The 21266-nt window shown below is 61.4% G+C and carries 16 protein-coding genes and 1 pseudogene; 5 read left to right on the top strand and 12 right to left on the bottom strand.

Annotation, left to right across the window (positions count from 1 at the left end):
- Positions 1–538: 538 nt before the first annotated feature.
- The 5 genes and pseudogenes from rho to rpoE all read right to left on the bottom strand — a co-directional run.
- A pseudogene (gene rho / locus VE23_RS17855) lies at positions 539–1855 on the bottom strand (transcription termination factor Rho); the annotation flags it as partial.
- A 319-nt stretch (positions 1856–2174) separates the two neighbouring features.
- The gene (locus VE23_RS17850) at positions 2175–3428 is read right to left on the bottom strand and encodes a UDP-N-acetylglucosamine 1-carboxyvinyltransferase (protein WP_049868711.1); all 1254 of its coding nucleotides are present in this window, start codon (positions 3426–3428) and stop codon (positions 2175–2177) included.
- Positions 3429–3963: 535 nt separating this feature from the next.
- Positions 3964–4362: a response regulator gene (locus VE23_RS17840; RefSeq protein WP_021881673.1), complete on the bottom strand. Its 399-nt coding sequence runs from the start codon at positions 4360–4362 to the stop codon at positions 3964–3966.
- A gap of 196 nt (positions 4363–4558) precedes the next feature.
- On the bottom strand, positions 4559–6160 hold the full coding sequence (locus tag VE23_RS17835; protein WP_048745300.1) for a CTP synthase: 1602 nt from the start codon (positions 6158–6160) through the stop codon (positions 4559–4561).
- A 321-nt stretch (positions 6161–6481) separates the two neighbouring features.
- Entirely contained in the window at positions 6482–7039 is a 558-nt protein-coding gene (gene rpoE / locus VE23_RS17830) for a DNA-directed RNA polymerase subunit delta (RefSeq protein ID WP_048745299.1), read from the bottom strand.
- A gap of 553 nt (positions 7040–7592) precedes the next feature.
- Between rpoE and VE23_RS17825 the strand changes: the two genes are divergently transcribed.
- Complete coding sequence (locus tag VE23_RS17825; protein ID WP_049869789.1) at positions 7593–8723, top strand: S8 family peptidase; 1131 nt, start codon at positions 7593–7595, stop codon at positions 8721–8723.
- 41 nt (positions 8724–8764) lie between these two features.
- Here VE23_RS17825 and argS read toward each other — a convergent pair whose 3' ends face one another.
- The 6 genes from argS to speE form a co-directional block, all read right to left on the bottom strand.
- Positions 8765–10441: an arginine--tRNA ligase gene (gene argS, locus VE23_RS17820; protein ID WP_049868710.1), complete on the bottom strand. Its 1677-nt coding sequence runs from the start codon at positions 10439–10441 to the stop codon at positions 8765–8767.
- On the bottom strand, positions 10438–10971 hold the full coding sequence (locus VE23_RS17815; protein ID WP_049868709.1) for a DUF1934 domain-containing protein: 534 nt from the start codon (positions 10969–10971) through the stop codon (positions 10438–10440). The genes argS and VE23_RS17815 overlap by 4 nt, the downstream gene beginning before the upstream one ends.
- 248 nt (positions 10972–11219) lie before the next feature.
- On the bottom strand, positions 11220–11741 hold the full coding sequence (locus VE23_RS17810; protein WP_049868708.1) for a DNA-deoxyinosine glycosylase: 522 nt from the start codon (positions 11739–11741) through the stop codon (positions 11220–11222).
- A 114-nt stretch (positions 11742–11855) separates the two neighbouring features.
- Positions 11856–12110 (bottom strand): DUF7667 family protein, encoded by a 255-nt coding sequence (locus VE23_RS17805; RefSeq protein WP_021881255.1) that lies wholly within the window; start codon positions 12108–12110, stop codon positions 11856–11858.
- Positions 12111–12305: 195 nt separating this feature from the next.
- On the bottom strand, positions 12306–13175 hold the full coding sequence (gene speB / locus VE23_RS17800; protein WP_048745297.1) for an agmatinase: 870 nt from the start codon (positions 13173–13175) through the stop codon (positions 12306–12308).
- Positions 13175–14002 carry a polyamine aminopropyltransferase gene (gene speE, locus VE23_RS17795; protein ID WP_048745303.1) on the bottom strand — a complete coding sequence of 276 codons (828 nt, stop codon included), beginning with the start codon at positions 14000–14002 and terminating at the stop codon, positions 13175–13177. Before speE ends, speB begins: the two co-directional genes overlap by 1 nt.
- Positions 14003–14431: 429 nt before the next feature.
- Here speE and VE23_RS17790 point away from each other — a divergent pair, with 429 nt between their 5' ends.
- The 4 genes from VE23_RS17790 (at position 14432) to VE23_RS17775 (ending at position 19707) form a co-directional block, all read left to right on the top strand.
- Complete coding sequence (locus tag VE23_RS17790) at positions 14432–16534, top strand: transglycosylase domain-containing protein (RefSeq protein ID WP_084781575.1); 2103 nt, start codon at positions 14432–14434, stop codon at positions 16532–16534.
- 123 nt (positions 16535–16657) lie between these two features.
- Entirely contained in the window at positions 16658–17170 is a 513-nt protein-coding gene (locus VE23_RS17785; RefSeq protein WP_127509708.1) for a phasin family protein, read from the top strand.
- Positions 17170–18891 (top strand): ABC1 kinase family protein, encoded by a 1722-nt coding sequence (locus tag VE23_RS17780; protein WP_048747402.1) that lies wholly within the window; start codon positions 17170–17172, stop codon positions 18889–18891. Before VE23_RS17785 ends, VE23_RS17780 begins: the two co-directional genes overlap by 1 nt.
- Positions 18892–19014: 123 nt before the next feature.
- The gene (locus tag VE23_RS17775) at positions 19015–19707 is read left to right on the top strand and encodes a LacI family DNA-binding transcriptional regulator (protein ID WP_049868707.1); all 693 of its coding nucleotides are present in this window, start codon (positions 19015–19017) and stop codon (positions 19705–19707) included.
- Positions 19708–19900: 193 nt separating this feature from the next.
- On the opposite strand, the gene VE23_RS17770 is transcribed toward VE23_RS17775, so the two are convergent.
- Positions 19901–21208 (bottom strand): family 4 glycosyl hydrolase, encoded by a 1308-nt coding sequence (locus VE23_RS17770; RefSeq protein ID WP_049868706.1) that lies wholly within the window; start codon positions 21206–21208, stop codon positions 19901–19903.
- Positions 21209–21266 lie beyond the last annotated feature (58 nt).

Here is a 21266-nt window from a genome sequence, read left to right as displayed (position 1 = left end):
CCGGCCGCGCGGACTCGGCCTGCGGCTCAGGCTGCGGCGCGGACACCGGCTTTGCTGCCGCAGTCGGGCTCGCCGACTCGGTCCGAGCCGCCGGCGGCGGCGCCGAAGCCGGCTTCGCCGCTACGGCTCCGGCTTCGCCGGATGCCGCAGGGCGGCTTGCCGGACGCTCGGCGGCGCCGGTCGAGCCCAGCTCCGGAGAGGAGCCGCCGAAGCGCTGCTCCGTGCCTGCCGGACGCGTCGAAGCGGAATATCCGCCCGGACGCTGTCCGCTTACCGGACGGGAGCCGACGGGACGGGTGCCCGGACGGGAAACCCCGCTGCCTGCAGGACGATTGCTTCCGTAGGACGAGCTGCCGCTGGCGCCTCCGGGACGAGAGCTGTAGCCTTCCGTCCGCCCCGGCGGCGTAGAGGTCGGCGATGAGCTGCCGCCGATGCCCGCGACCTGAGCCGTCTGGCCGGAAGTTCCTTGCCGGTATGCGCCGGCTCCGTTGTTGCCGCTCCTGTAGCTGGACGTGTTGGACACGATCGGGCTGCCGCCTGCCGGTCCGCTGGCAGGACTGCCGCCGGCCGCCGTGGAAGGAGCGCTGCCCGTGCTGCCCCGCGCGCCGCTCTTCGACTCCAGCGTGGCCAGGAATTCGGCGTTCGTCTTCGTCTCGCCCAGCCTCTTCAGGAAATTGTCCACGAACTCCATGGAATCGTTCATATTCTTGCGGATGACCCAGATTTTATCCAGCTCTTCCTTCGTCAGCAGGAGGTCCTCGCGGCGCGTGCCCGAACGGCGGATATCCAGCGCAGGGAAGATGCGGCGCTCAGCCAGCTTGCGGTCGAGATGAAGCTCCATGTTGCCCGTTCCTTTGAATTCTTCGTAAATGATGTCGTCCATGCGGGAGCCCGTGTCGATCAGCGCCGTGGCCAGGATGGTCAGGCTGCCGCCTTCCTCGATGTTCCGCGCCGAGCCGAAGAAGCGCTTCGGGCGATGGAAGGCAGCCGGATCGATGCCGCCGCTCAGCGTGCGTCCGGAAGGCGGGATGACCAGGTTGTAGGCCCGCGCGAGCCGGGTAATGCTGTCGAGAAGGATGACGACATCCTTCTTGTGCTCGACCATGCGCAGAGCGCGTTCCAGCACAAGCTCCGCGACCTTGATATGGTTCTCCGGCAGCTCATCGAAGGTCGAGGCGACAACTTCGCCCCGCACGGAGCGCTGCATGTCCGTCACTTCCTCCGGCCTCTCGTCGATCAGCAGCACGAACAGCTCGATCTCCGGGTTGTTTTCCGAGATGCTGTTTGCGATTTCCTTCAGCAGAAGCGTCTTGCCGGCTTTGGGAGGGGCAACGATCAGGCCGCGCTGGCCGAGTCCGACAGGTGCGAGCAAATCCATGATTCGGGTGGACAAACGATGCGGATTCGTTTCAAGGACGAGTTTCTTTTGCGGGAACAATGGGGTCAAGGCAGGGAAATGCAGGCGGTCGGCAGCCGTTTCGGGGCTCATGCCGTTGACGGCATTGACTTGGAGAAGTCCGAAGTATCGCTCGCTTTCTTTTGGCGGACGGCATTTGCCCGACACGAGATCGCCGCTGCGCAGGTCGAACCTCCGGATTTGGGAAGCCGAAATGTAAATATCCTCGTTGCTCGGAAGATAGTTGATGGGACGCAAAAATCCAAAGCCCTCCGGCAGAATGTCCAGCACGCCCTGCATGAACAGAAGCCCGCCTCGTTCCGCCTGAGCGCGGAGAATGGCAAACACAAGCTCTTTCTTCCTCATCTGGTTGAAGCTCGGCACCTCGTACTGCTTGGCGAGCTTATACAGATCGTTCAATGTCATTACTTCCAGATCGGCGATCTGAAAATCACTCATGTTCTCACCACTTTATTCAGTTTTCACACCTTACCTCTTACCTCAAGAAGGGACGGTTCGAATCCTATCGGAATCTATAAGATCTATTCTTTCATTCTATCCGGCTGCACCGCGGTCTATTCCGCATCCGCGCCGGCCTGGCATCAGGTCGGAAAATCGGGACGGGATTGTCAGGAGGCCTGGACTGTCCAGAGCCGGTCGAGCCGCAGGGTTCACGCTCGTTCGGCTCAAGGTGTCCTGGCAAAAAAAGTGCGTAGCAGGCCGGCATCGGCCTGCATCGCTCGGAGGAAAAAGCCGGAGTCGAGGAGTCGGTAAGGAACTAGCGGTCCTCGCGCCACACTTCGGCGCCGAGGCGGCGGAGATTGTCGACGAGATTGTCGTAGCCCCGGTCGATATATTCAACGCCCGATATCTCGGTAACTCCGTCAGCGACGGTCAGGCCGGCCACGACAAGCGCCGCTCCGGCACGCAGATCGGATGCTTTGACCTTGGCCGCGTTGAGCCGGCTGCCTTCGATGATGGCCGAACGCCCTTCCACGCGGATGTTGGCTCCCATCCGCGCCAGCTCGGGAACATGCTTGAACCGGTTGCTGTACACGTAGTCCGTAAGGATGCTCACGCCCGACGCCTGGGTCAGCAGGCTCGTCATCGGAGATTGGAGATCGGTGGCGAAGCCCGGATAGACGAGCGCGCGCACGTCGATCGCCTCGTAATCCGGCCTGCCGATGATGCGGATCGATTCGTCCATTTCCACCACGCCGATGCCCATCTCCAGAAGCTTGGCGCTCATGGCCTCCATGTGCTTCGGAATGACGCCGTCGATCGTGACGTCCCCTCTTGTAGCGGCTGCCGCGATCATATACGTGCCGGCCTGGATGCGGTCCGGGATGATGGAGTGACGGCAGCCATGCATGCTGTCCACGCCTTCGATCCGGATCGTCTCCGTGCCCGCCCCTTTGATCCTGGCCCCCATCGCGTTGAGCAGCGTGGCCACATCGATGATCTCAGGCTCTTTTGCGGCATTTTCAATCGTCGTAAGGCCTTTGGCGCGCGATGCCGCGAGCATGATGTTGATCGTCGCCCCGACGCTGACGACATCGAGATATATTTTCGCTCCGCGGAGCTCCTTGGCGGAAATCCGGATCGAGCCGTGATCGTTCGACACCTCGGCTCCAAGCGCTTCAAAGCCTTTGATATGCTGGTCGATCGGACGAGGCTCGAAATTGCAGCCGCCCGGAAGGCCGATAACAGCCTCTCCGAACCGGCCGAGCAGCGCTCCCATCAAATAGTAGGAAGCCCGCAGCAGCTTGACCTTGCCGTTGGGCATGGCGGCCGACTGCAGGTTCGACGCGTCGATCCGCATCGTGTCCCCGCTCCAGGATACGCCGGCTCCGAGCTGCTCCAGAATCTCGGCGTAGACCGCCACATCGCTTAGATGCGGAAGATTGTCCAGGACGACTTCGGATTCCGCTAAAATAGCAGCGGGCAGCAGCGCAACCGCGCTGTTCTTGGCCCCGCTGATCTGTACCGTGCCCCGCAGCGGGAGTCCGCCGCGAACCATTAATTTCTCCATCGCTGATAAATCCTCCCCGGGAAGAACAAACATCCTCCGGCCGCATCGCGGCCGGCCGCGCCTGGCGGTGCTTGAGCTGTAGATAAAGGATAAACGCCTCGCTGCACGAGAGGCTCGAGTTCGCCAAATGGACAGCGCTGCTACATAAAGACGTTGAACTATGGGACTAGGTTGCCGCGGCATCTGCCGGGTTCTGAAGGATAGGAATGGCGGCGAAAGGCGGACGCAGCAGCCAGCGCGCCGAAGTCCGCCTCGCCGCGGAAATGCCGCTATCGCGCTTGCGTGGTCTTGAGGAATGGGGCCGATCCGAACCGGCAGCCGCCGCTTGCTTGAGCGCCGGATTCGATTCATCCGCTGCATTCGGCATCTATGGGTACAGCTTGGCTTTCACGCAGGAGAAGCAAGCCCAGTGCCGAGGCTCGTCATTCTGGGCCATTATAACATACTTGAAGTTGAGATGTGTACAGACGCGGCCTCTCCCCGGCCGCTCCATCATCTCCCAATCGAGAGAGCGGACACAAAAAAAGGTCCTTGCTCAGGACCCGATGGCGTACTTGTTGTTCTCCCCGTCGCGGCGGAGCTGCATGTTGACGGCCAGCCTCATCTCATCGATATCGAACGGCTTCGTAAAGTGCATGACTGCTCCCAAATCCGTCGCTTCCTTGATCATATCGAGTTCTCCGTAAGCTGTCATCATGATGACCTTGATGCTCCGGTTGATTGTTTTCACATGCTTCAGGATTTCCAGTCCATCCATGCCGGGAATTTTCATGTCCAGCAGGACCAGATCCGGATTCTCATTGCGGACGATGTCCAGAGCCAGCTTGCCGTTGGAAGCCTGGAAGGTCGTATAGCCTTCGCTTGTGAATACCTCCATGAGCAAGACCCGGATTCCATTCTGATCGTCGACAATCAGCACCTTCTTCTTGTCCATTTCTCTACCTCCCGAGTAGTGGTCGTTTTATCTTCAGGACAAAAGCGGCCCGTAGCGTCTCATGTATCGGCGCGGCATTAAAATAGGTCTGTTCCCTGTCTATTCGACCCCTTGTTTCCGTTTTCCTTCTTCGTTATTCAAAAAACCGCCTCCATCTCCAAGGGGAGATGAAAGCGGAATCTCCCTGTGTCGGCTCCTATTCGGAGAGCTGAAGAGAGGCGTTCACAAAACCGCGGAACAGAGCCTGCGGACGGTTCGGACGGGAGGTGAATTCGGGATGGAATTGAACGGCCAGGAACCACGGATGATCCGGCAGCTCGACCATTTCCACAAGCCGTCCGTCCGGGGAAGTTCCGGAAATGCGCAATCCGGCTTTTTCAATCGTCTCGCGGTACTGGTTGTTGAACTCGTACCGATGGCGGTGGCGCTCGTAGACAAGCTCGTCATCGTACGTTTGCGCGGCCAGCGAGCCTTCCGCCAGCTTGCATGGATAGAGGCCAAGCCGCATCGTGCCGCCCATATCCTCGATGTCCTTCTGCTCGGGGAGCAGATCGATGACAGGATAAGGCGTCGTCGGGTTGATCTCGGAGCTGTTGGCTCCCTCCATGCCGACGACGTTCCGGGCATATTCGATGACGGCAACCTGCATGCCGAGACAGATGCCGAAGAACGGAATGCGCTGCTCGCGCGCATAACGGATCGCCGCGACCTTGCCTTCGATTCCCCGGTCTCCGAAGCCGCCGGGCACCAGAATGCCGTTCACGCCTTGCAGCGCTTCAGCCGCATTGCCGTCCGTCAGCTCCTCGGCGTCCACCCAGCGGATGCTTACTTCGGAATCGGCCTCGATGCCGGCATGGGCAAGGGACTCCACGATGCTGAGGTAGGCGTCGTGCAGAGCGACGTATTTGCCGACAATGGCGACCTCCGTCTTGCGCTTGAGGTTTTTCACGCGGTCGACGAGCGCTTTCCACTCGGTCATCTCCGGCTGCGGCACATCAAGCTTCAAATGATTGACGACGTACTCGTCCAGACCTTGCTCCTGGAGCATCAGCGGAACCTCGTACAGCGTCGAGGCATCGCGGCATTCAACGACGGCGTTGGGATCGATGTCGCAGAACAGGGCGATTTTGCGCTTCATTTCCTCGGAGATGGCTTTCTCCGTACGGCAGACGATGACGTTCGGCTGAATGCCGATGCTGCGCAGCTCTTTGACGCTATGCTGCGTCGGCTTTGTCTTCACTTCGCCGGCAGCCTTGATATAAGGAATGAGGGTGACATGCACATACATGACGTTGTCGCGGCCGATATCGCTCTTGATCTGGCGGATGGCCTCCAGGAACGGAAGGCTCTCGATATCCCCGACCGTGCCGCCGATTTCCGTGATGACGACATCGGAGCCGGCTTCACGTCCCGCGCGGAACACGCGCTCCTTGATCTCGTTGGTAATATGGGGGATGACTTGGACCGTGCCTCCGAGATATTCGCCGCGGCGTTCCTTCGTAATGACGGAGGAGTAGATCTTGCCGGTCGTGACGTTGCTGTTCTTGGACAGGTTGATATCGATGAAACGCTCGTAATGGCCCAGATCCAGATCCGTTTCCGCGCCGTCGTCCGTGACGAATACTTCCCCGTGCTGGTAAGGGCTCATCGTTCCCGGATCCACGTTGATGTAGGGGTCGAATTTTTGAATCGTTACCTTAAGGCCCCGGTTCTTGAGCAATCTTCCAAGCGATGCCGCGGTAATCCCTTTGCCCAGGGATGAAACCACGCCGCCTGTCACAAAAATATATTTCGTCACTGTGTGTACCCTCCATGCTCCATTGGTCTGATTAGATTGCCCAGGCACGCCTTGCTTCATGGCATTCCTGCCTTATAAAAACAAAAAAAGTGACACCCGTATTAAGGGGGCGCACTCCTGAATAACGACATCCGATATGGAGGCAATGCCGCCGTCCACCCCCGCGGGATGGCGTGCGCTCACTGCCTTTGAGCCGATAAAATACCACTAACCGCTCCAAAAGCCCATGCAATAGTTTACTTCACCGCTTGGCCTCTGTCAAGAACGGCAAAAGCCGGAACGATGTGGGATTCCCCCCCATCCTTCCGGCTTCCCGCTGCCTTATTTCTCTTCTTCGTCCGCGTCGGAGTCGTCGTCGAAGTCTTCATCGTCATCCTCGGACTCTTCGCCTTCCGCCTCGTCGCCGCCGTCTTCATCGTCGATCTCTTCGTCGACGGCGCTCTCTTCTTCTTCGCTCTCTTCGAACTCGCGGTCTTCGTCGAATACGTCGAAGTCCTCTTCGCTCTCCGTATAGGTGTCGTCCTCTTCTCCTTCGAACACTTCCTCGTCGTCGAGGTCGTCGTCGTCGTTGATGATCCGCGGACGCTTGGCGTTGGTGATCGGATCCTCGTTCTTCTCGACCGGATACCAGCGCTTCAGGCCCCAAGTGTTGCTGCCTACGCAGGCAAACCGTCCGTCAATATTGATCTCGGTATAGACCTGGGCGATGACGTCGTTGACTTCGGCGTCCGTCAGCCCGCGGTACTTGGCGATTTCTTTCATCAGATCGCGGTAGTAAAAAGGCGTGTTCGCCGATTTCAGCACCTCGAAGGCCAGGTCGACCATCGGCATTTCGCGCAGACGCTCCGCATCGAATTTTTGAGATAGGTTCGTGCTCATGTAATCCAGACACATCCTCTCGGATAATCAAAATGGCCAGCCGATACAAGCTCGCCCTTCATGCTAAGGTCATGGTACAGTCTTGTCCACAGTCAACCTATAGTAAAACCTATTTCAATTAAAAAATCAAGACGGCCGCGAGAGGGCAGAGGGCTGCTATTGCAGCGGTCCGTCTCCCGGCGGGATATCGGAAAAGCCGGCCAAGTCCGCCGAACGGCGACGATTCATTCAGCTTGAAGACAATATGCGAGCGGCTTGCCCTTCCATCCGGGGTTCCGATCGGGACCGGAGGCTTGTCCGGCGCACCGGGATAACCGCTTGAACAGGGAAGAACGAAGGGCTGCCCCTTCGCTCCCGACTGTATCCTCCCGAACTAGGCCAGAAGCTTCTGTCCGGTTCTTAAGAGCCCTGCGACTCTTGATGGTATAGTATGAGCGCCGGCGGGCGATTGACACGGATGCGGAGCCTAAATATTGGCTGAAACGGGCAGGTGGCTCATGCGGTTCGCGTCGCGGAATCATACACTATCCAAGCATTGTCCGTCAGGAGGGACATCGTCTTGGATAATTTGCTCCGTTGGCTTCGCGACACCCTTTCCTCCACCGGCACCAAATGTCTGAATTACCTGATTCGCTTCCGGCATGAACGGGACTATAGAGCCTTCCTGGACGAGTGGAGAGCTTCTGCTCCCGCTGGCAGCCTCCGCCTGCATCCCATTCCGCTGATTCGGGCCGTCACGTTCACCGCGCCCGCAGCTGCGGGCAAACCCCGTCTGCCCTCCGGGGTATGGATGGAAGAAGACCGCCTCGTGCGGGTAGAGGCCGCTCCCGCTGCGCAGCGGGTTCCAGCCGAGAAGGGACTTCCCTGGGGCGTACAGCAGATCAGAGCCCCGCTGGCCTGGAACCGCACGACCGGACACCGGATCAAGATCGGCGTCATCGATACCGGCATCGACCACAGCCATCCCGACCTCAAGTCTTCCATAGGCAAAGGCATCAACCTGATCGACCGCACCCAGCTGCCCCATGACGACAACGGCCATGGGACCCATATCGCCGGCACGATCGCCGCGGCCAACCAGCCGAGCGGCATGATCGGAGTCGCTCCCCGATCGATGGTGTACCCGGTCAAGGCATTCGACTACAACGGAAGCGCCTATGTCTCGGACATCATCCTCGGCATCGAATGGTGCGTGCGCAGCGGCATGCACATCATCAATATGAGCTTCGGGATGAGATCGCGCAGCAAGTCGCTGCTGGCAGCCTGCGCCAATGCGACGAATGCGGGCGTCGTCATCGTCGCTTCATCCGGCAACGACGGCAAGCGCCGCTCGGTGGATTATCCGGCCCGTTACCCGCAGACGATCTCCGTCGGCGCCACCAACCGGCTCAGGCGCATCGCCGCCTTCAGCAACCGGGGGCCGTACATTGATATCTATGCGCCCGGAGACCGGATTCATTCGGCCTGGATCAAAGGCAAATACAACGAAATGAGCGGCACCTCCATGGCTACGTCCCATGTGAGCGGAGCGGTTGCGCTGCTGCTCGCCCGCTATCCCGAATTGACTCCTGCGGATATCAAGTCCATCCTCCGGAAATCCATGATCCCGCTGAGGGGAGCCAAAAATGCCAAAACTCCCGGCGAGCTCGATGTGCCCAAAATGATGAAAGCCGCAGAATCGTAATCGATTCTGCGGCTTTTTCGAGCGCTCGGGATGATGCCGGCCTACATGCGCTCCGGAGCGGAGACGCCGATCAGGCGCAGGACGTTCGCGATGACGGTCCGGACGGCTCCAAGCAGAGCCAGGCGGGCATGCGCCTGGGCCAGGTCGTCCGTGATGACGCGCTCGGCGCGGTAGTAGCTGTGCAGCTGGGAAGCCAGCTCGTAGACATAGCGGACGAGCCGGTGCGGAGCATACTGATCCGCGGCCAGCTTGATTTCCTGCGGGAATTCAGCCATTTTCAGAAGCAGGTCGTACTCATGCTCGGACGCCAGCTTGGACAGGTCCACCTCCGCCAGCGGCAGCGGGTTGATTCCCTGCTCTGCGGCTTGGCGGAGGATGCTGCAGATTCTGGCATGGGCGTACTGCACGTAATAGACGGGATTCTCGTTGGAGGTCGATACGGCCAGGTCCATGTCGAAGTCCAGATGCGAGTCCATGCTGCGCATCGTGAAGAAATAGCGGATGGCATCCACGCCGACCTCGTCCATCAGGTCCTCCATCGTGACGGCTTTGCCCGTACGCTTGGACATTTTGACCTTCTCGCCGTTCTGGAACAGGCTGACCATCTGGGCGATGAGCACGACCAGCTTGTCCGGATCGTTGCCGAGAGCTTCCATGGCCGCCTTCATGCGGGGAATGTAGCCGTGGTGATCGGCGCCCCAAATGTTGATCATCGTATCGTAGCCGCGCGCGTATTTTTCACGATGATAGGCGATATCCGGCGTCAGGTAGGTGTACGACCCGTCGTTCTTGATGAGAACGCGGTTTTTGTCGTCTCCGTATGCCGTCGTATTCAGCCAGGTCGCGCCTTCTTCCTCGTAGACCTCTCCCTTCTCGCGAAGAAGATCCAGGGCGTCGGTGACGAGCCCGTTCTCATACAGGGAAGTCTCGCTGTACCAGAGATCGAAGCCGACGCGGAACCGTTCGAGATCGCGCTTGATCTTGCCCAGCTCGCGCTCCAGTCCGTAGGCCTTGAGGAACGCGAAACGTTCCGTGTCGTCCATCGAGAGCAGGGAATCGCCCTTTTCCTCGACGAGCTGCTTGGCGAAGCCGACGATGTCCTCGCCGTGATAGCCGTCCTCCGGCAGCTCGGCTTGCTGTCCGAGCTGCTGGCGGTAGCGGGCTTCGATCGACTTGGCCAGGTTGTTCACCTGGGCGCCCGCGTCATTGATGTAGTATTCACGGGTCACTTCGTTGCCCGCGAAATCAAGCACGTTGCACAGGGCGTCGCCGACGGCCGCGCCGCGGGCATGGCCCAGGTGCAGGCTGCCGGTCGGATTGGCGCTGACGAACTCCATCTCCACGCGCTTGCCCGTGCTCTCGCCTCGGCCGTACGCGTCGCCGGCCTCATGCACCTGGCCGACGACCGGATACAGGTACGAGCGGTCCAGGCGGAAGTTGATGAAGCCTGGTCCCGCGATATCCGCCGACAGGATGGACGCTTTCTCCTTGTCGAGATGAGCCAGGATCGCCTCGGCGATCTGGCGCGGGTTTTTGCGGGCGATCTTGGTCAGCTGCATGGCGGCGTTGGTCGCCAGGTCGCCGTGGGCTTTGTCGCGCGGCACCTCCAGCACGAATACAGGCAGCTCTTCGCGGGCGGCAAGCCCGGCGGCTACGGCTGCATCGGCGATGGCGCCGCTGATGGCGGCATAAACTTGTTCAAGCACGTTCTGACTCATGAATGGGTATCCTCCTGTATATGAAGCCGCAATTGAAAGCGGCCGCTTAACTGATCCTCGATCCGCAGCCGGTAGGTCCAAGCCAGCGTCAGCGGCAGCAGGCCGCCTGCCTCGCCTTCGGCGGACAGCGCCTCCGTCTCGACCGTCATCCGAAAAGCCAGATGGCCGGATGCATAGCTGCCCTGGCGCTTCGAGCCGGCTGCGAACGTCTGCTCCGATTCCACTCCGCCGCGGCGCGTAAGACGGATCTCGTCCCCGCTCCACCGGATCAACGTCCTCACGGCGCCATGCAGCTCGTCCATCTCCTCGTAGCGGATGTATCGGCTTTTTCCTTTAGCGAAAAATTCGCCCCTATGCGTGACGGGCGGAGCCGCTTCCCCGTCCTGGCTGCTGCGGATGGCAATGAGGACGGCGGAGCGGCCTTCGTCCACGCCGGCTGTGCGGGCAGCTGTCCCGCCGTCGGCGGCTCCTTCCGCAATGGGCGGGCCGGCGGCTTCCGACGCCGACCGGCTTGTTTCGTGTTCGTTCATGCCGCAGGCTCACCCCCGAATGCTCGTCTGCACCGGGAAGGTCTCTTGCAGAGAATTGCCCGGCGCGGCTCTCCGATGTTATCTTCCCTACTATAAACAGTTCATCCCTTGATTTCAACGGCTGGAACGGCCGCAACGGCGCGATAAACAGGAAATCCCATGCCCCCGGACAGCTGGCATGGGATGTTTCTCCGCCTGATGCGGGGTACGGAAGCCGGCCGCTCCGATGCCAAGCGCCGAGGCAGCGGTCATTCCTTCAAATAAGGCAGCAGCATGCGCCACTTCTCAAGCCGGTCCTCCAGCGTGCGCATGGCCGGGGTAGGAATCGGGCTGCTCGATGGCAGGCGCAGCAAGTCCAGATGCGCAAGACCGGGATGTCCGGCAAAATGCTTGCGGTAAATCTCGTAGGACTTGCTCCCGTTGAAGGCGAGCGCCTGGAGAGACGGATAGCTGGCGGCGAGGCCGGGCAGATCGTTCGGAACCGCATTCCTTATGTTCATGTCCAGGCTGCCTTCCCTATGGCAATGGTCAATCATGTCCCATAGGCCTATCCCCTGGCCGGCCGCGTAAGCAAGCCTGTCCCCGTAAGCCTCGTCCGGTTCCAGCCCGCGCAGCCCGTACAGCAATCTCCATAAATAATTGCGCTCGTTCGCATAATAGCGCTGCTCCTGAAGCGACTTTGCCCCCGGCATGCTGCCAAGGACCAGCACTCTCGCTCCTTCGCCTATCATCGGAGGAAACGAGCGGACCTTGTCCTTGTCCTCGTCCAAGTCCGTATCACCTCAACGAAGAAATCCGGCGGGGGCCTGCGGCCCGATGCCGCAGCCGTCACCTGCCGGATTTCAGAGATAGAGCCCCGATGCGAGCCGCCGAGCCCGTCCCGGTCAGGAATTGCCCCGGAAGGCGGGCGGCGTCCCGTCGAGCTTCTCGATTTTGCTGCAAATCTCGTGATGCCACTCCGTGTCGCCTGTCATCGATGCGATCAGCGACATATTGTACAAATTCGCCAGCCGCCTGCAGTGGGAAGCGTTGACCGCCAGGCAGTGCTCGAAGTCCGCCTGTTCTTCGTCCGTCAAGGCACGGCGTTCGCGAATGGTCCACAGCTCGGCCAGATGTTCATGTATCGGCAGCAATCCCATTGTGTTGCACCTCCTTGTATTCTATCAGCCAGTATCGCCAAAGAACTAGAGGTCCAAGCACGGCGGACGAAAAATTTCGGCCTCCTCTTACCAGCGGCATATCCCGGACAAGGACTTCCGGCTTCTAAAGGGAGAGCTGCTGCACTGCCGGAATGAAAAACGGCCGGCCCTTGCGGGCCGACCGGCTTGATCTCTTTACTTGATGAAGCCGAGCAGCATCTCGCGGATCACCTTGGAAGCGACGATCTGCGTCTGCTCCGTCGGATCGTAAGCCGGGGCTACCTCAACCAGGTCGCAGCCGACGACGTTGACGCCGGACTTCGCGATGGCATGCACCGCCTCCAGCAGCTCCTTGCTCGTGATGCCGCCTGCTTCCGCAGTGCCGGTGCCCGGCGCGGCGGAAGGATCCAGGACGTCGATGTCGATCGTCAGGTAGACCGGACGGCCAGCCAGCTCGGGCAGCGCCTTCTTCAGCGGCTCGAGCACCTCGAACGGATGGAAGTTGATGTTCTCGCGGGCATACTGCCACTCCTCGCGGGAGCCGGAGCGGATGCCGAATTGATAGATGTTCTTGCCGCCCATCAGGCCGGCCGCCTTGCGCAGCGGCGTGGAGTGGGACAGCGGCTCGCCTTCGTACGACTCGCGCAGATCGGCGTGAGCGTCGAAATGGATGATCGCGAGGTCCGGATATTTCTTGTAGACCTCCTGGAAGATCGGCCAGCTGACGAGATGCTCGCCGCCGAGGCCGACCGGCATCTTGCCGTCGGCCAGAATGCCGGCCACGAACTCGCCGATGATGTCGAGCGAGCGGGCAGCGTTGCCGAACGGAAGCAGCAGGTCGCCGGCGTCGAAGTATTCGATCTCTTCGAGGCTGCGGTCCAGGTACGGGCTGTATTCCTCCAGGCCGATCGACACCTCGCGGATGCGGGCGGGGCCGAAGCGGGAGCCTGGGCGGAAGCTCACGGTAAAGTCCATCGGCATGCCGTAGATGACGGCGCGGGAGGCTTCATAATTCTCGGAGCTGAGGATGAAGACGTTGCCGGAGTATTTTTGGTCGATTTTCATTATTTCACCAGATCCTCGACGAACTTCGGCAGCACGAACGCAGCCTTGTGCAGGCGCGGCGTGTAGTACTTCGTCTCGCGCTCCGGAATGGCGGTCTCGTCCACGGCGAGCGGATCATGCTTCTTGGAGCCCATTGTGAAGGTCCACAGGCCGCTCGGATAGGTCGGAACGTTGGCCCAGAACACGCGCACGACCGGGAATACTTCCTTCACGTCTCGGTTGACGCTCTGGATGAGGTCGGCCTTGAACCACGGGTTGTCCGTCTGGGCGACGAACAGGCCGTCGTCCTTCAGCGCCTCGTAGATGCCTTGGTAGAAGCCGCGCGTGAACAGGTTGGCCGCAGGGCCGACCGGCTCGGTGGAGTCGACCATGATGACGTCGTACTCGTTCTTATGGTCGTGGATATGCATGAAGCCGTCGTTCACATGGACCTCGACGCGGGCGTCGTCCAGTCCGGATGCGATGTTCGGCAAATATTTCTTGGAGTATTCAATGACCTTGCCGTCGATGTCGACAAGCACGACACGCTTGACCTTCTCATGCTTGAGGATCTCGCGCACGACGCCGCCGTCGCCGCCGCCGACCACGAGCACCTGCTCCGGATTCGGATGCGTGTTGAGGGCCGGGTGAGCGACCATCTCATGGTAGACGAACTCGTCCTTGTCCGTCGTCATGACCATGCCGTCGAGGACGAGCATCGTGCCGAATTCATCGGTCTCGATCATGGCGAGCTGCTGGAAGTCCGTCTGCTCGTTGACGTAGGTTTCTTTGATTTTGGCCGTAATGCCGTAGGTTTCGGTTTGTTTCTCGGTATACCACAATTCCATGGTAAGAGTCCCTTCTTTCTTCTTCAGGTTGGGGACGGAAGGACCGTCCATCGGATGCTGACCGCCCCGGCAAGCCGGCTCAAGCAATACGGCCTCGCCAGCGATGGGATGGCGCACGTATGCGATGGAGCAACGAGATTATATGTGCTGAAGGCAATATCCTCTAGGGCGAGAACTCGAAGCGCAGGGATGCCGGCGAAGGCTCTTGCGCATCCATTTCTCCCGTTCAAAGGCGATACGGCAAAAGAAGCTTTTGTCGGATCTGCCTCCTTAAGGTCGACGGTTCAACCTGTATTATAGTCAAATCCCCCCTTCAATACAAACGTTTCCCCGTGATTTTTCGCGCTTTTCCGCCCTTTGAATAGAGGTCCGCCGGATTATCCATACTATGGAAAAAGATGTCGAATCCGGGAAAGGAACACATCCTCTATGAGCAATCCCCTCCGTCCCAGACGAAGGCTCTCCCGCGGCCGCGGCAATTCCGTCCTCCCCCGCCTCTCCGCCCTGGCGGCCGGACGGCCGCTCCGGCTGCTCGGGCTGCTGGCCGGCACCGCGATGTCCGTGGGACTGCTTGCGCTCAGCATCCTGCTGCTGTCGCTGCGCCTTCAATCGCTGCCCGCCTCCTCGGCTGTCCGGCTGACCGAGATCTACGACGCCTCCGGCCAGCTGATGGATTCGTTCCGCGCCGGCCAAAGCCGCGAATCCGTCCCGCTGCAGCGGATATCCCCCTATCTCGTCCAGGCGACGCTCGCGATCGAGGACCATCGCTTCTACAAGCATGGCGGCTTCGACGTGAAGGGCATGGCGCGTGCGGCCGCCGTGAACCTGGAGAGCGGCCGGGCGCGCCAAGGCGCCAGCACCATCACGCAGCAGCTGGCCCGCAACCTCTATCTGACGCATGAGCGGACCTGGAAGCGCAAGCTCAAGGAAGCGATGTACACCGCCCAGCTGGAGATGAACTATTCCAAGGACGAGATTCTCGGCATGTACTTGAACCAGATCTATTACGGGCACGGCGCCTATGGAATCGGCAAGGCGGCGAGGATGTACTTCGGCAAAAGCGCCGCGGAGCTGACGCTGGCCGAAAGCGCGATGCTCGCCGGCGTCCCCAAGGGCCCGAAATACTACTCGCCTTATATGGACATGGACAACGCCGTCCGCAGGCAGCGCCTGATTCTGAAAGCGATGCTGGACGCCGGCGGCATCACGGCGGAGCAAGCGGCGGAAGCCCGCGGGCAGCAGCTCGCGCTTCGTCCGCTGGAGCCGGGCGGAACGGGCGGCGCGGCGCCCTACTTCCGCGACTACGTCCGCCAGACGGCCGTCGACCAGCTCGGCCTGGACGAGCATCTCATCAGCGAAGGCGGCGTCCGCATCTACACGACGCTGGACCCCGCGGCGCAGAAGGCCGCGGAGCAGGCCATCCGCGCCTCCATTCCGGGAAGCTCGCAGCAGCAGGCGGCTCTCGTCGCCATCGATCCCCGGACCGGCTATATCAAGGCGATGGTCGGAGGGCTCGATTACCGGAGCGGTCCGTTCAACCGAGCGCTCGCAAGACGGCAGCCCGGCTCGTCGTTCAAGCCGGTGCTCTATCTGGCCGCGCTGCAGAGCGGACTGACAGCCGTGACGCCGTTCACCAGCGCCCCGACCGTCTTCGCATACGACGAGGGACGCAAAAGCTATGCTCCCCGCAACTACAACGACCATTACACGGGCGGGCCGATCTCGATGCGCGACGCCATCGCGAGCTCCGACAACACGTACGCGGTCAACACGATCATGCAGGTAGGCGCGGACAAGGTGATCGCCACCGCCAGAGCTCTCGGCCTCAGCTCCCCGATGCAGCCGGTTCCGTCGCTCGCGCTCGGCACCTATCCCGTCAGCCCGCTGGAGATGGCATCCGCCTTCGGCACGCTGGCAGCAGGCGGCCTCCGGGCGGAGCCGGTGTCGATTCTGCGCATCGAGGACAGCAAGGGAGAGACTCTCTATGAGGCCCATCCCCGCCTCTCGAGAGCGGCAGCCGCTCCTTACGCCTATGTGCTGACCAGCCTCATGGAAAGCGTGTTCGAGACCGGAGGCACCGGCAGCCGCGTCTCGGGCATGATCCGCCGGCCGGTCGCCGGCAAGACCGGCACGACCGCAAGCGATGCCTGGCTCGTCGGCTATACGCCGGAGCTGGCTACCGCCGTATGGACCGGCTATGACAAGAACCGCCGCCTGACCTATTCGGAAGCCCATCGCGCCGCGCCGATCTTCGCTTCCTTCACGGAAAAGGCGCTCGAGGGAGTGACGCCGAAGCCGTTCATCGTTCCCGACGGGGTCGTCAGCGTCGCCGTCGATCCCGCGACCGGATTGAAAGCCGCCGCCGGCTGCTCCGGATGGAGGATGGAGCTGTTCGTGTCGGGCACGGAGCCTCAGGGCTTCTGCCGGGAAGAAGCTCCCTCCGGCAGCGAAGCGCTTCCGAAGCCGGAGCCCCAGGGCCGGCCCGCTGCCAAGGGGTGGCTGGAAGGCGTCCGCCGCTGGTGGCGCAGATGAAACGGCGGCGGCGGACGTCAATTGGATGATTAAGGGAGAGGGCTGGAGTATAATGAAAAGGAATGACCGGATGATCAGGCACGCGACTATGAAAAAGGCAGGTGTCGACGGATGAAAGATCTCATGAACAAAGCTTTTTCCCTGGGGCTGGGGCTTGCCGCCTCGACCCGGGAGCAGGCCGAGAAGCTGGCGCAGGAGCTCAGCGCCAGAGGCGACATGAGCAAGGCCGACTCCCAGCAGTTCGTCAGCAGCATGATCCAGCGCGGGCAGGAAGCGAAGGGCAGCCTGGAAACGTTCGTCCGCGAGCGCGTCAAGGCCGTCACCGACGAGCTCAATCTCGTCCACCGGGAGGAATTGCAGCGGCTTGAGAAGCGGATCGCCGACCTGGAGTCCCGTCTCGGCATTCCTTCGGAGCATGCCGCCGCGACGGCCCCGGGCAGCACGCAGCTGGAGCAAGGCGCCTATGAAGGGACCGGCAAGGCCGGACCCGGAGTTCCGCCCGTCGTCGATCCCGGACCCGGACATCCGGAGACATCCGGACACAGCTCCGTCTCCGCCGTGACGGACGAGGCGGCGGAACAATCCTCCCGTCTGCGGGAGGAAAGAGACTCGCTTCAGGACGGCAAAGAAGAATGATGCTCGGCCGCCGAATCCGCCATCTGCAGCGCTACAGGGAAATCCTGCTCGCCTTCGCGCGCAACGGGTTCGGCTACTTCGTGCGGGAGCTCGGCCTCCTGAAGCTCATTCCCCACTGGAGAACGGTGGAGGAGCCCTCCCATACCGCGGCAAGGACGACCGGAGAACGAATCCGGTCTTTTTTGCAGGAGCTCGGTCCCGCCTTCGTCAAGCTCGGACAGATCGCCAGCACCCGGCATGATCTGCTCCCGGCCGACATCGTCGAGGAGCTGCGGCAGCTGCAGGACAAAGTGCCCCCCTTTTCATTCGAAGAAGCCCGGAGGGTGATCGAGGAGGAGCTGGGCGCTCCTCTGGAATCCGTCTTCCTGGAATTCGGCCGCGAGCCCGTCGCCGCCGCCTCGATCGGACAAGTCCACTATGCAAGGCTGCTGTCCGGGGAGGAGGTCGCCGTCAAGATCCAGCGTCCCGGCATCCGCAAGATCGTGGACACCGACCTTGAAATCCTGCTCGATCTGGCCCGGATCGCGGAGAACCGGCTGCAGTGGGCAGCCCAATACCAGGCAGCGGAGCTGGTGGAGGAGCTCGCCGCGTCGCTGGCTGCGGAGCTGGACTACACGTTGGAAGGGCGCAGCGCGGAGCGGATCGCCGCCCAGTTCAAGGACAACCCGAGAGTGCGGGTGCCGGCCATATATTGGGATCTTTCCTCCAAGCGGGTCCTCACCATGGAATTCATGCGGGGCATCCAGCTGCATGACCGGGAGAAGCTGCGCCGGGAAGGCTACGAGCTGAAGGCGATCGCCGAGAGCGTCGCCGGCGTCATTCTGGAGCAGATTTTCGTCTCCGGCCTCTTTCACGCCGATCCCCACCCGGGGAACATCCTTGTCATGGAACGCCCGGAGGCCGCCCCCGGCAAGCCCGTTCCGGAGGCGGACAAGCAGAAGCCGGTCATCGGACTGCTCGACTTCGGCATGACGGGCCGGCTGACGCCGGGAATGAAGGGCCACTTCGCCTCGCTCGTCATCGCCCTGCGCCGCCAGAGCACCGATGGCGTCATCAAGGCGATCGACGAGATGGGGCTCATTCCGGAGGATGCGGACTGGCGGGAGCTTCGACGGGACGTAGACAAGCTCAGGGAAAAATACTACCAGGTGCCCTTCAGCGAAATCAGTCTGGGCGAGTCGGTTACGGATTTATTCCATGTTTCCTACAAGCACCGCATCCGGATGCCGTCCGATTTCATGCTGCTCGGCAAAGCCCTGCTCACGCTCGAAGGCGTCATCACCGCTCTCGATCCGGAATTCAGCGTTGTCAGCGTGGCGGAGCCGTTCGGGCGAAGGCTGCTGCTGGAAAGGCTGCATCCCGGGCGTCTGGCCGAGTCCGCAGCCGGCTATGCGATCGAATACGCCTCGCTGCTGAGCGAGATCCCCTCCCGCCTGCGCAGCCTCGGCCGCATCCTCATGCGCGGCAAGCTGCCGCTGGAGCTGGCGGTTCCCGACGTCGACCGGGTCATGCAGCGGCTCGACCGGATCAGCGGCAGGCTCAGCTTCAGCATCGTCCTTCTTAGCTTCAGCATCATCATGGCCGGCCTCATCGTCGGCTCCTCGCTGGGCCGCCAGCCCGGCCTGCTGTCCCGGATTCCAGCCCTCGAGATCGGCTTCGGAATCGCAGCGGCGATGTTCTTCTACATGCTGGTGTCCATCTTCCGCTCCGGCAAGAAATAATACCGCACGAAGCCCCTCGCGGCAGGCTGTACGCGTGGGGCTTTTTTTTCATGCCGGAGAGGAGAGGAAATGAGCGCTCGAAGAAGCTACAATAGAGAAAAACAGGAACGGGAGGGCGCTTGGATGAGGGTGACGATTCAAGATATCGCCAATGCCGCCAACGTGGCGAAATCCACGGTTTCCAAGGTGATGAGCGACTCGCCGCGCATCTCCGATGCGACCAAGCAGCGGATCCGCGCCATCATGCGCGAAATGAACTATACGCCAAGCAGCCTCGCGACCCAGCTGGCCCGCCAGAGCAGCTTCAACATCGGCATGCTCGTCGATATGACCCAGCGCGAGGATTTCCTCAATGCATTCTTCTACAATATCATCGGAGGCGTGGAGAGCGTCATCGGCCCGCTCAGCTATGAGCTGACGATCTCGAACGTGCAGTACCACCAGAACGGGCCGAGCTATATGGAGAGGCTGGTGCGCAGCCGGCGCGTGGACGGGCTGATCGCCAGCAGCGAGCTGCTCACCGCCGACAACACGGCCGAGATGATGGATCTCGAATTCCCGCTCGTCTCGATCGGCGAGAACGGAAGCAACGTACACTGGGTCGATTACGACAATCGGCGCGGCGGCTACATGCTGACGGAGCATCTGCTGTTGCGGGGCTGCTCCTCCGTCGCTTTCATCGGCGGCCACGTAGGCGCCGGATCCGGTTCTGGGAACAAGCCGGCTTCCATGCTACGGGGTATGTCCACCGCTATATCTGGGTGCCGGAGCCGTACCGAGCCCTCTACCGTCCGTTCTCCTCCGGCAGCGGCCTGAGTCGGGACCAAGAAGCGCTGTTTCTGGAAGGCGACGGCCAACAGCTGTTCCGCTGGATATCCGACTTCCACCGGCGCTCGTACAAAGGGTTCAAGGAAGAGGACTGATGGAGGAATGCGTACGGGTCAAGCTTGCTTGGGCAAAGGGCCTTCTGCGCCTCATCCGCCCGCTTGCTCCAACCGCCCCCCTGCCATCAGGCAAACGCCGGCAGGAGGTCGGCATGCGCCTCCAGCATCCGGTCCAGCGCTGCATAAGCCGTCTCCTTATCCTCGATAGCCGGATCCAGATCGACTGCCTTGCGGGCAAGCTTCCGGTCTCCGGCAACCGCGGCTTGAGCTACAAGCTCATGCACGTCGGAGAGCTGGCGGATGACTTCCGCCAGCGCAGGCGGCAGTTCCGGAAGAGGCTCGGCTTCCAGCTTGCCGCCGCGAACTCGGACCGGCACCTCAACAATTCGTTCCGGCGGCAGCTCCTGAATCGCATGGCCATTGGCGACGTTCAGAATGTCCAGACGCCCGTCGCTTCCCGCGGCGAGCGACAAGGCGAGACCAACCGGATGCTCCCAGCTGCCGTGTCGGAAGATGCCGGAGTCCTTGGCATCGAGCGTGCCTGCGGCGATTGCCCGAAGCTCCTCGAGCCGAAGGCTGCGTTCAGCGGCCGAGCCGTGATAAGGCGGCTCCTGGGGATACCGGATTCCCGGCTGTACGGGCAAATACTCGGCATGATGATCGACAGCCCCCGCCGCCACCGCCCCGTACTGCCCGAGCCAGCGCTTCATGACGTCCAGCTCCCGCTGCAGATCCTCGTCCAAGCCGCTCCAATCCCCGTGTTCCACGAAGCTCCTCAGCTCCGGCAGCAGATCCGCTCCGCTCTGCTTGTCCTTCATGGAGAGCACCCAGGCGAAATGGTTCAGGCCTCCGGTGACGATGTCCACCTCATGCGGCTTCCTGCCGATCAGGCCAGGCAGCAAGCCATAGCCTTGCCCGCTGCGATGGGCGATGTTGCAAAATCCGGCGACCCCGACCGAGCTGAATCTCGCCACGGCCGTCACGACTCGCGGCATCGGATTCGTAACATCGAGCAGCAGGGCTGCGGGGCAGAGCCGTTCCATGTCCCGGGCCAGCTCCATGGCCATGGCGATGGAGCGGAATGCTCCCAGCATGCCGCCAAGTCCCCCGCATTCCCGAGCCTGGTCGTCCAGTCCGAATTGCTTCAGGATATCAAAGTCCATCTTCCAGCGAAGCGCTCCCTGCGGAGCAGCAGAGAGGATGACGAAGTCCGCGCCCGGCAGCGCCTCTTCCCTGTTGTCCGTCTCCGAGACGAGGAGATCGACCCCGTGCTGCCGGGCAAGAGCCCGGCCCGCTCCTGCCATCGCGGCGGCCGCCTCCAGATTCAAGTCCACCAGCACGAGCTCTCCCTCCATGCGATGCTTGACGATGCAGTCTTCGAGGACGGTCGGTGCAAACACGAAGCTGCCTCCTCCGATCAGAACGATTTTCATCCCGCTTTGCTCCTTTGGACGGCTTCGATACTTGCGGCGCCGGACAAAATGCCGGGCT

Origin of the sequence: Paenibacillus sp. D9 (assembly GCF_001188365.1) — a bacterium.
Lineage (GTDB): Bacteria > Bacillota > Bacilli > Paenibacillales > Paenibacillaceae > Paenibacillus_O > Paenibacillus_O humicus.
Note: the sequence above shows the minus strand (reverse complement) of the source record. Positions and strands in the feature narration are given on the sequence as shown.

What these genes read in the sequence shown, in the direction of transcription:
- VE23_RS17805 (WP_021881255.1), bottom strand. Translation starts at nt 12,110, where the DNA reads ATGGGATTGCTGCCGATACATGAACATCTGGCCGAGCTGTGGACCATT.
- argS (WP_049868710.1), bottom strand. Translation starts at nt 10,441, where the DNA reads ATGAGTCAGAACGTGCTTGAACAAGTTTATGCCGCCATCAGCGGCGCC.
- VE23_RS17785 (WP_127509708.1), top strand. Translation starts at nt 16,658, where the DNA reads ATGAACAAAGCTTTTTCCCTGGGGCTGGGGCTTGCCGCCTCGACCCGG.
- VE23_RS17790 (WP_084781575.1), top strand. Translation starts at nt 14,432, where the DNA reads ATGAGCAATCCCCTCCGTCCCAGACGAAGGCTCTCCCGCGGCCGCGGC.
- speE (WP_048745303.1), bottom strand. Translation starts at nt 14,002, where the DNA reads ATGGAATTGTGGTATACCGAGAAACAAACCGAAACCTACGGCATTACG.
- VE23_RS17775 (WP_049868707.1), top strand. Translation starts at nt 19,015, where the DNA reads ATGAGGGTGACGATTCAAGATATCGCCAATGCCGCCAACGTGGCGAAA.
- rpoE (WP_048745299.1), bottom strand. Translation starts at nt 7,039, where the DNA reads ATGAGCACGAACCTATCTCAAAAATTCGATGCGGAGCGTCTGCGCGAA.
- VE23_RS17850 (WP_049868711.1), bottom strand. Translation starts at nt 3,428, where the DNA reads ATGGAGAAATTAATGGTTCGCGGCGGACTCCCGCTGCGGGGCACGGTA.
- VE23_RS17780 (WP_048747402.1), top strand. Translation starts at nt 17,170, where the DNA reads ATGCTCGGCCGCCGAATCCGCCATCTGCAGCGCTACAGGGAAATCCTG.
- VE23_RS17840 (WP_021881673.1), bottom strand. Translation starts at nt 4,362, where the DNA reads ATGGACAAGAAGAAGGTGCTGATTGTCGACGATCAGAATGGAATCCGG.
- VE23_RS17770 (WP_049868706.1), bottom strand. Translation starts at nt 21,208, where the DNA reads ATGAAAATCGTTCTGATCGGAGGAGGCAGCTTCGTGTTTGCACCGACC.
- speB (WP_048745297.1), bottom strand. Translation starts at nt 13,175, where the DNA reads ATGAAAATCGACCAAAAATACTCCGGCAACGTCTTCATCCTCAGCTCC.
- VE23_RS17815 (WP_049868709.1), bottom strand. Translation starts at nt 10,971, where the DNA reads ATGAACGAACACGAAACAAGCCGGTCGGCGTCGGAAGCCGCCGGCCCG.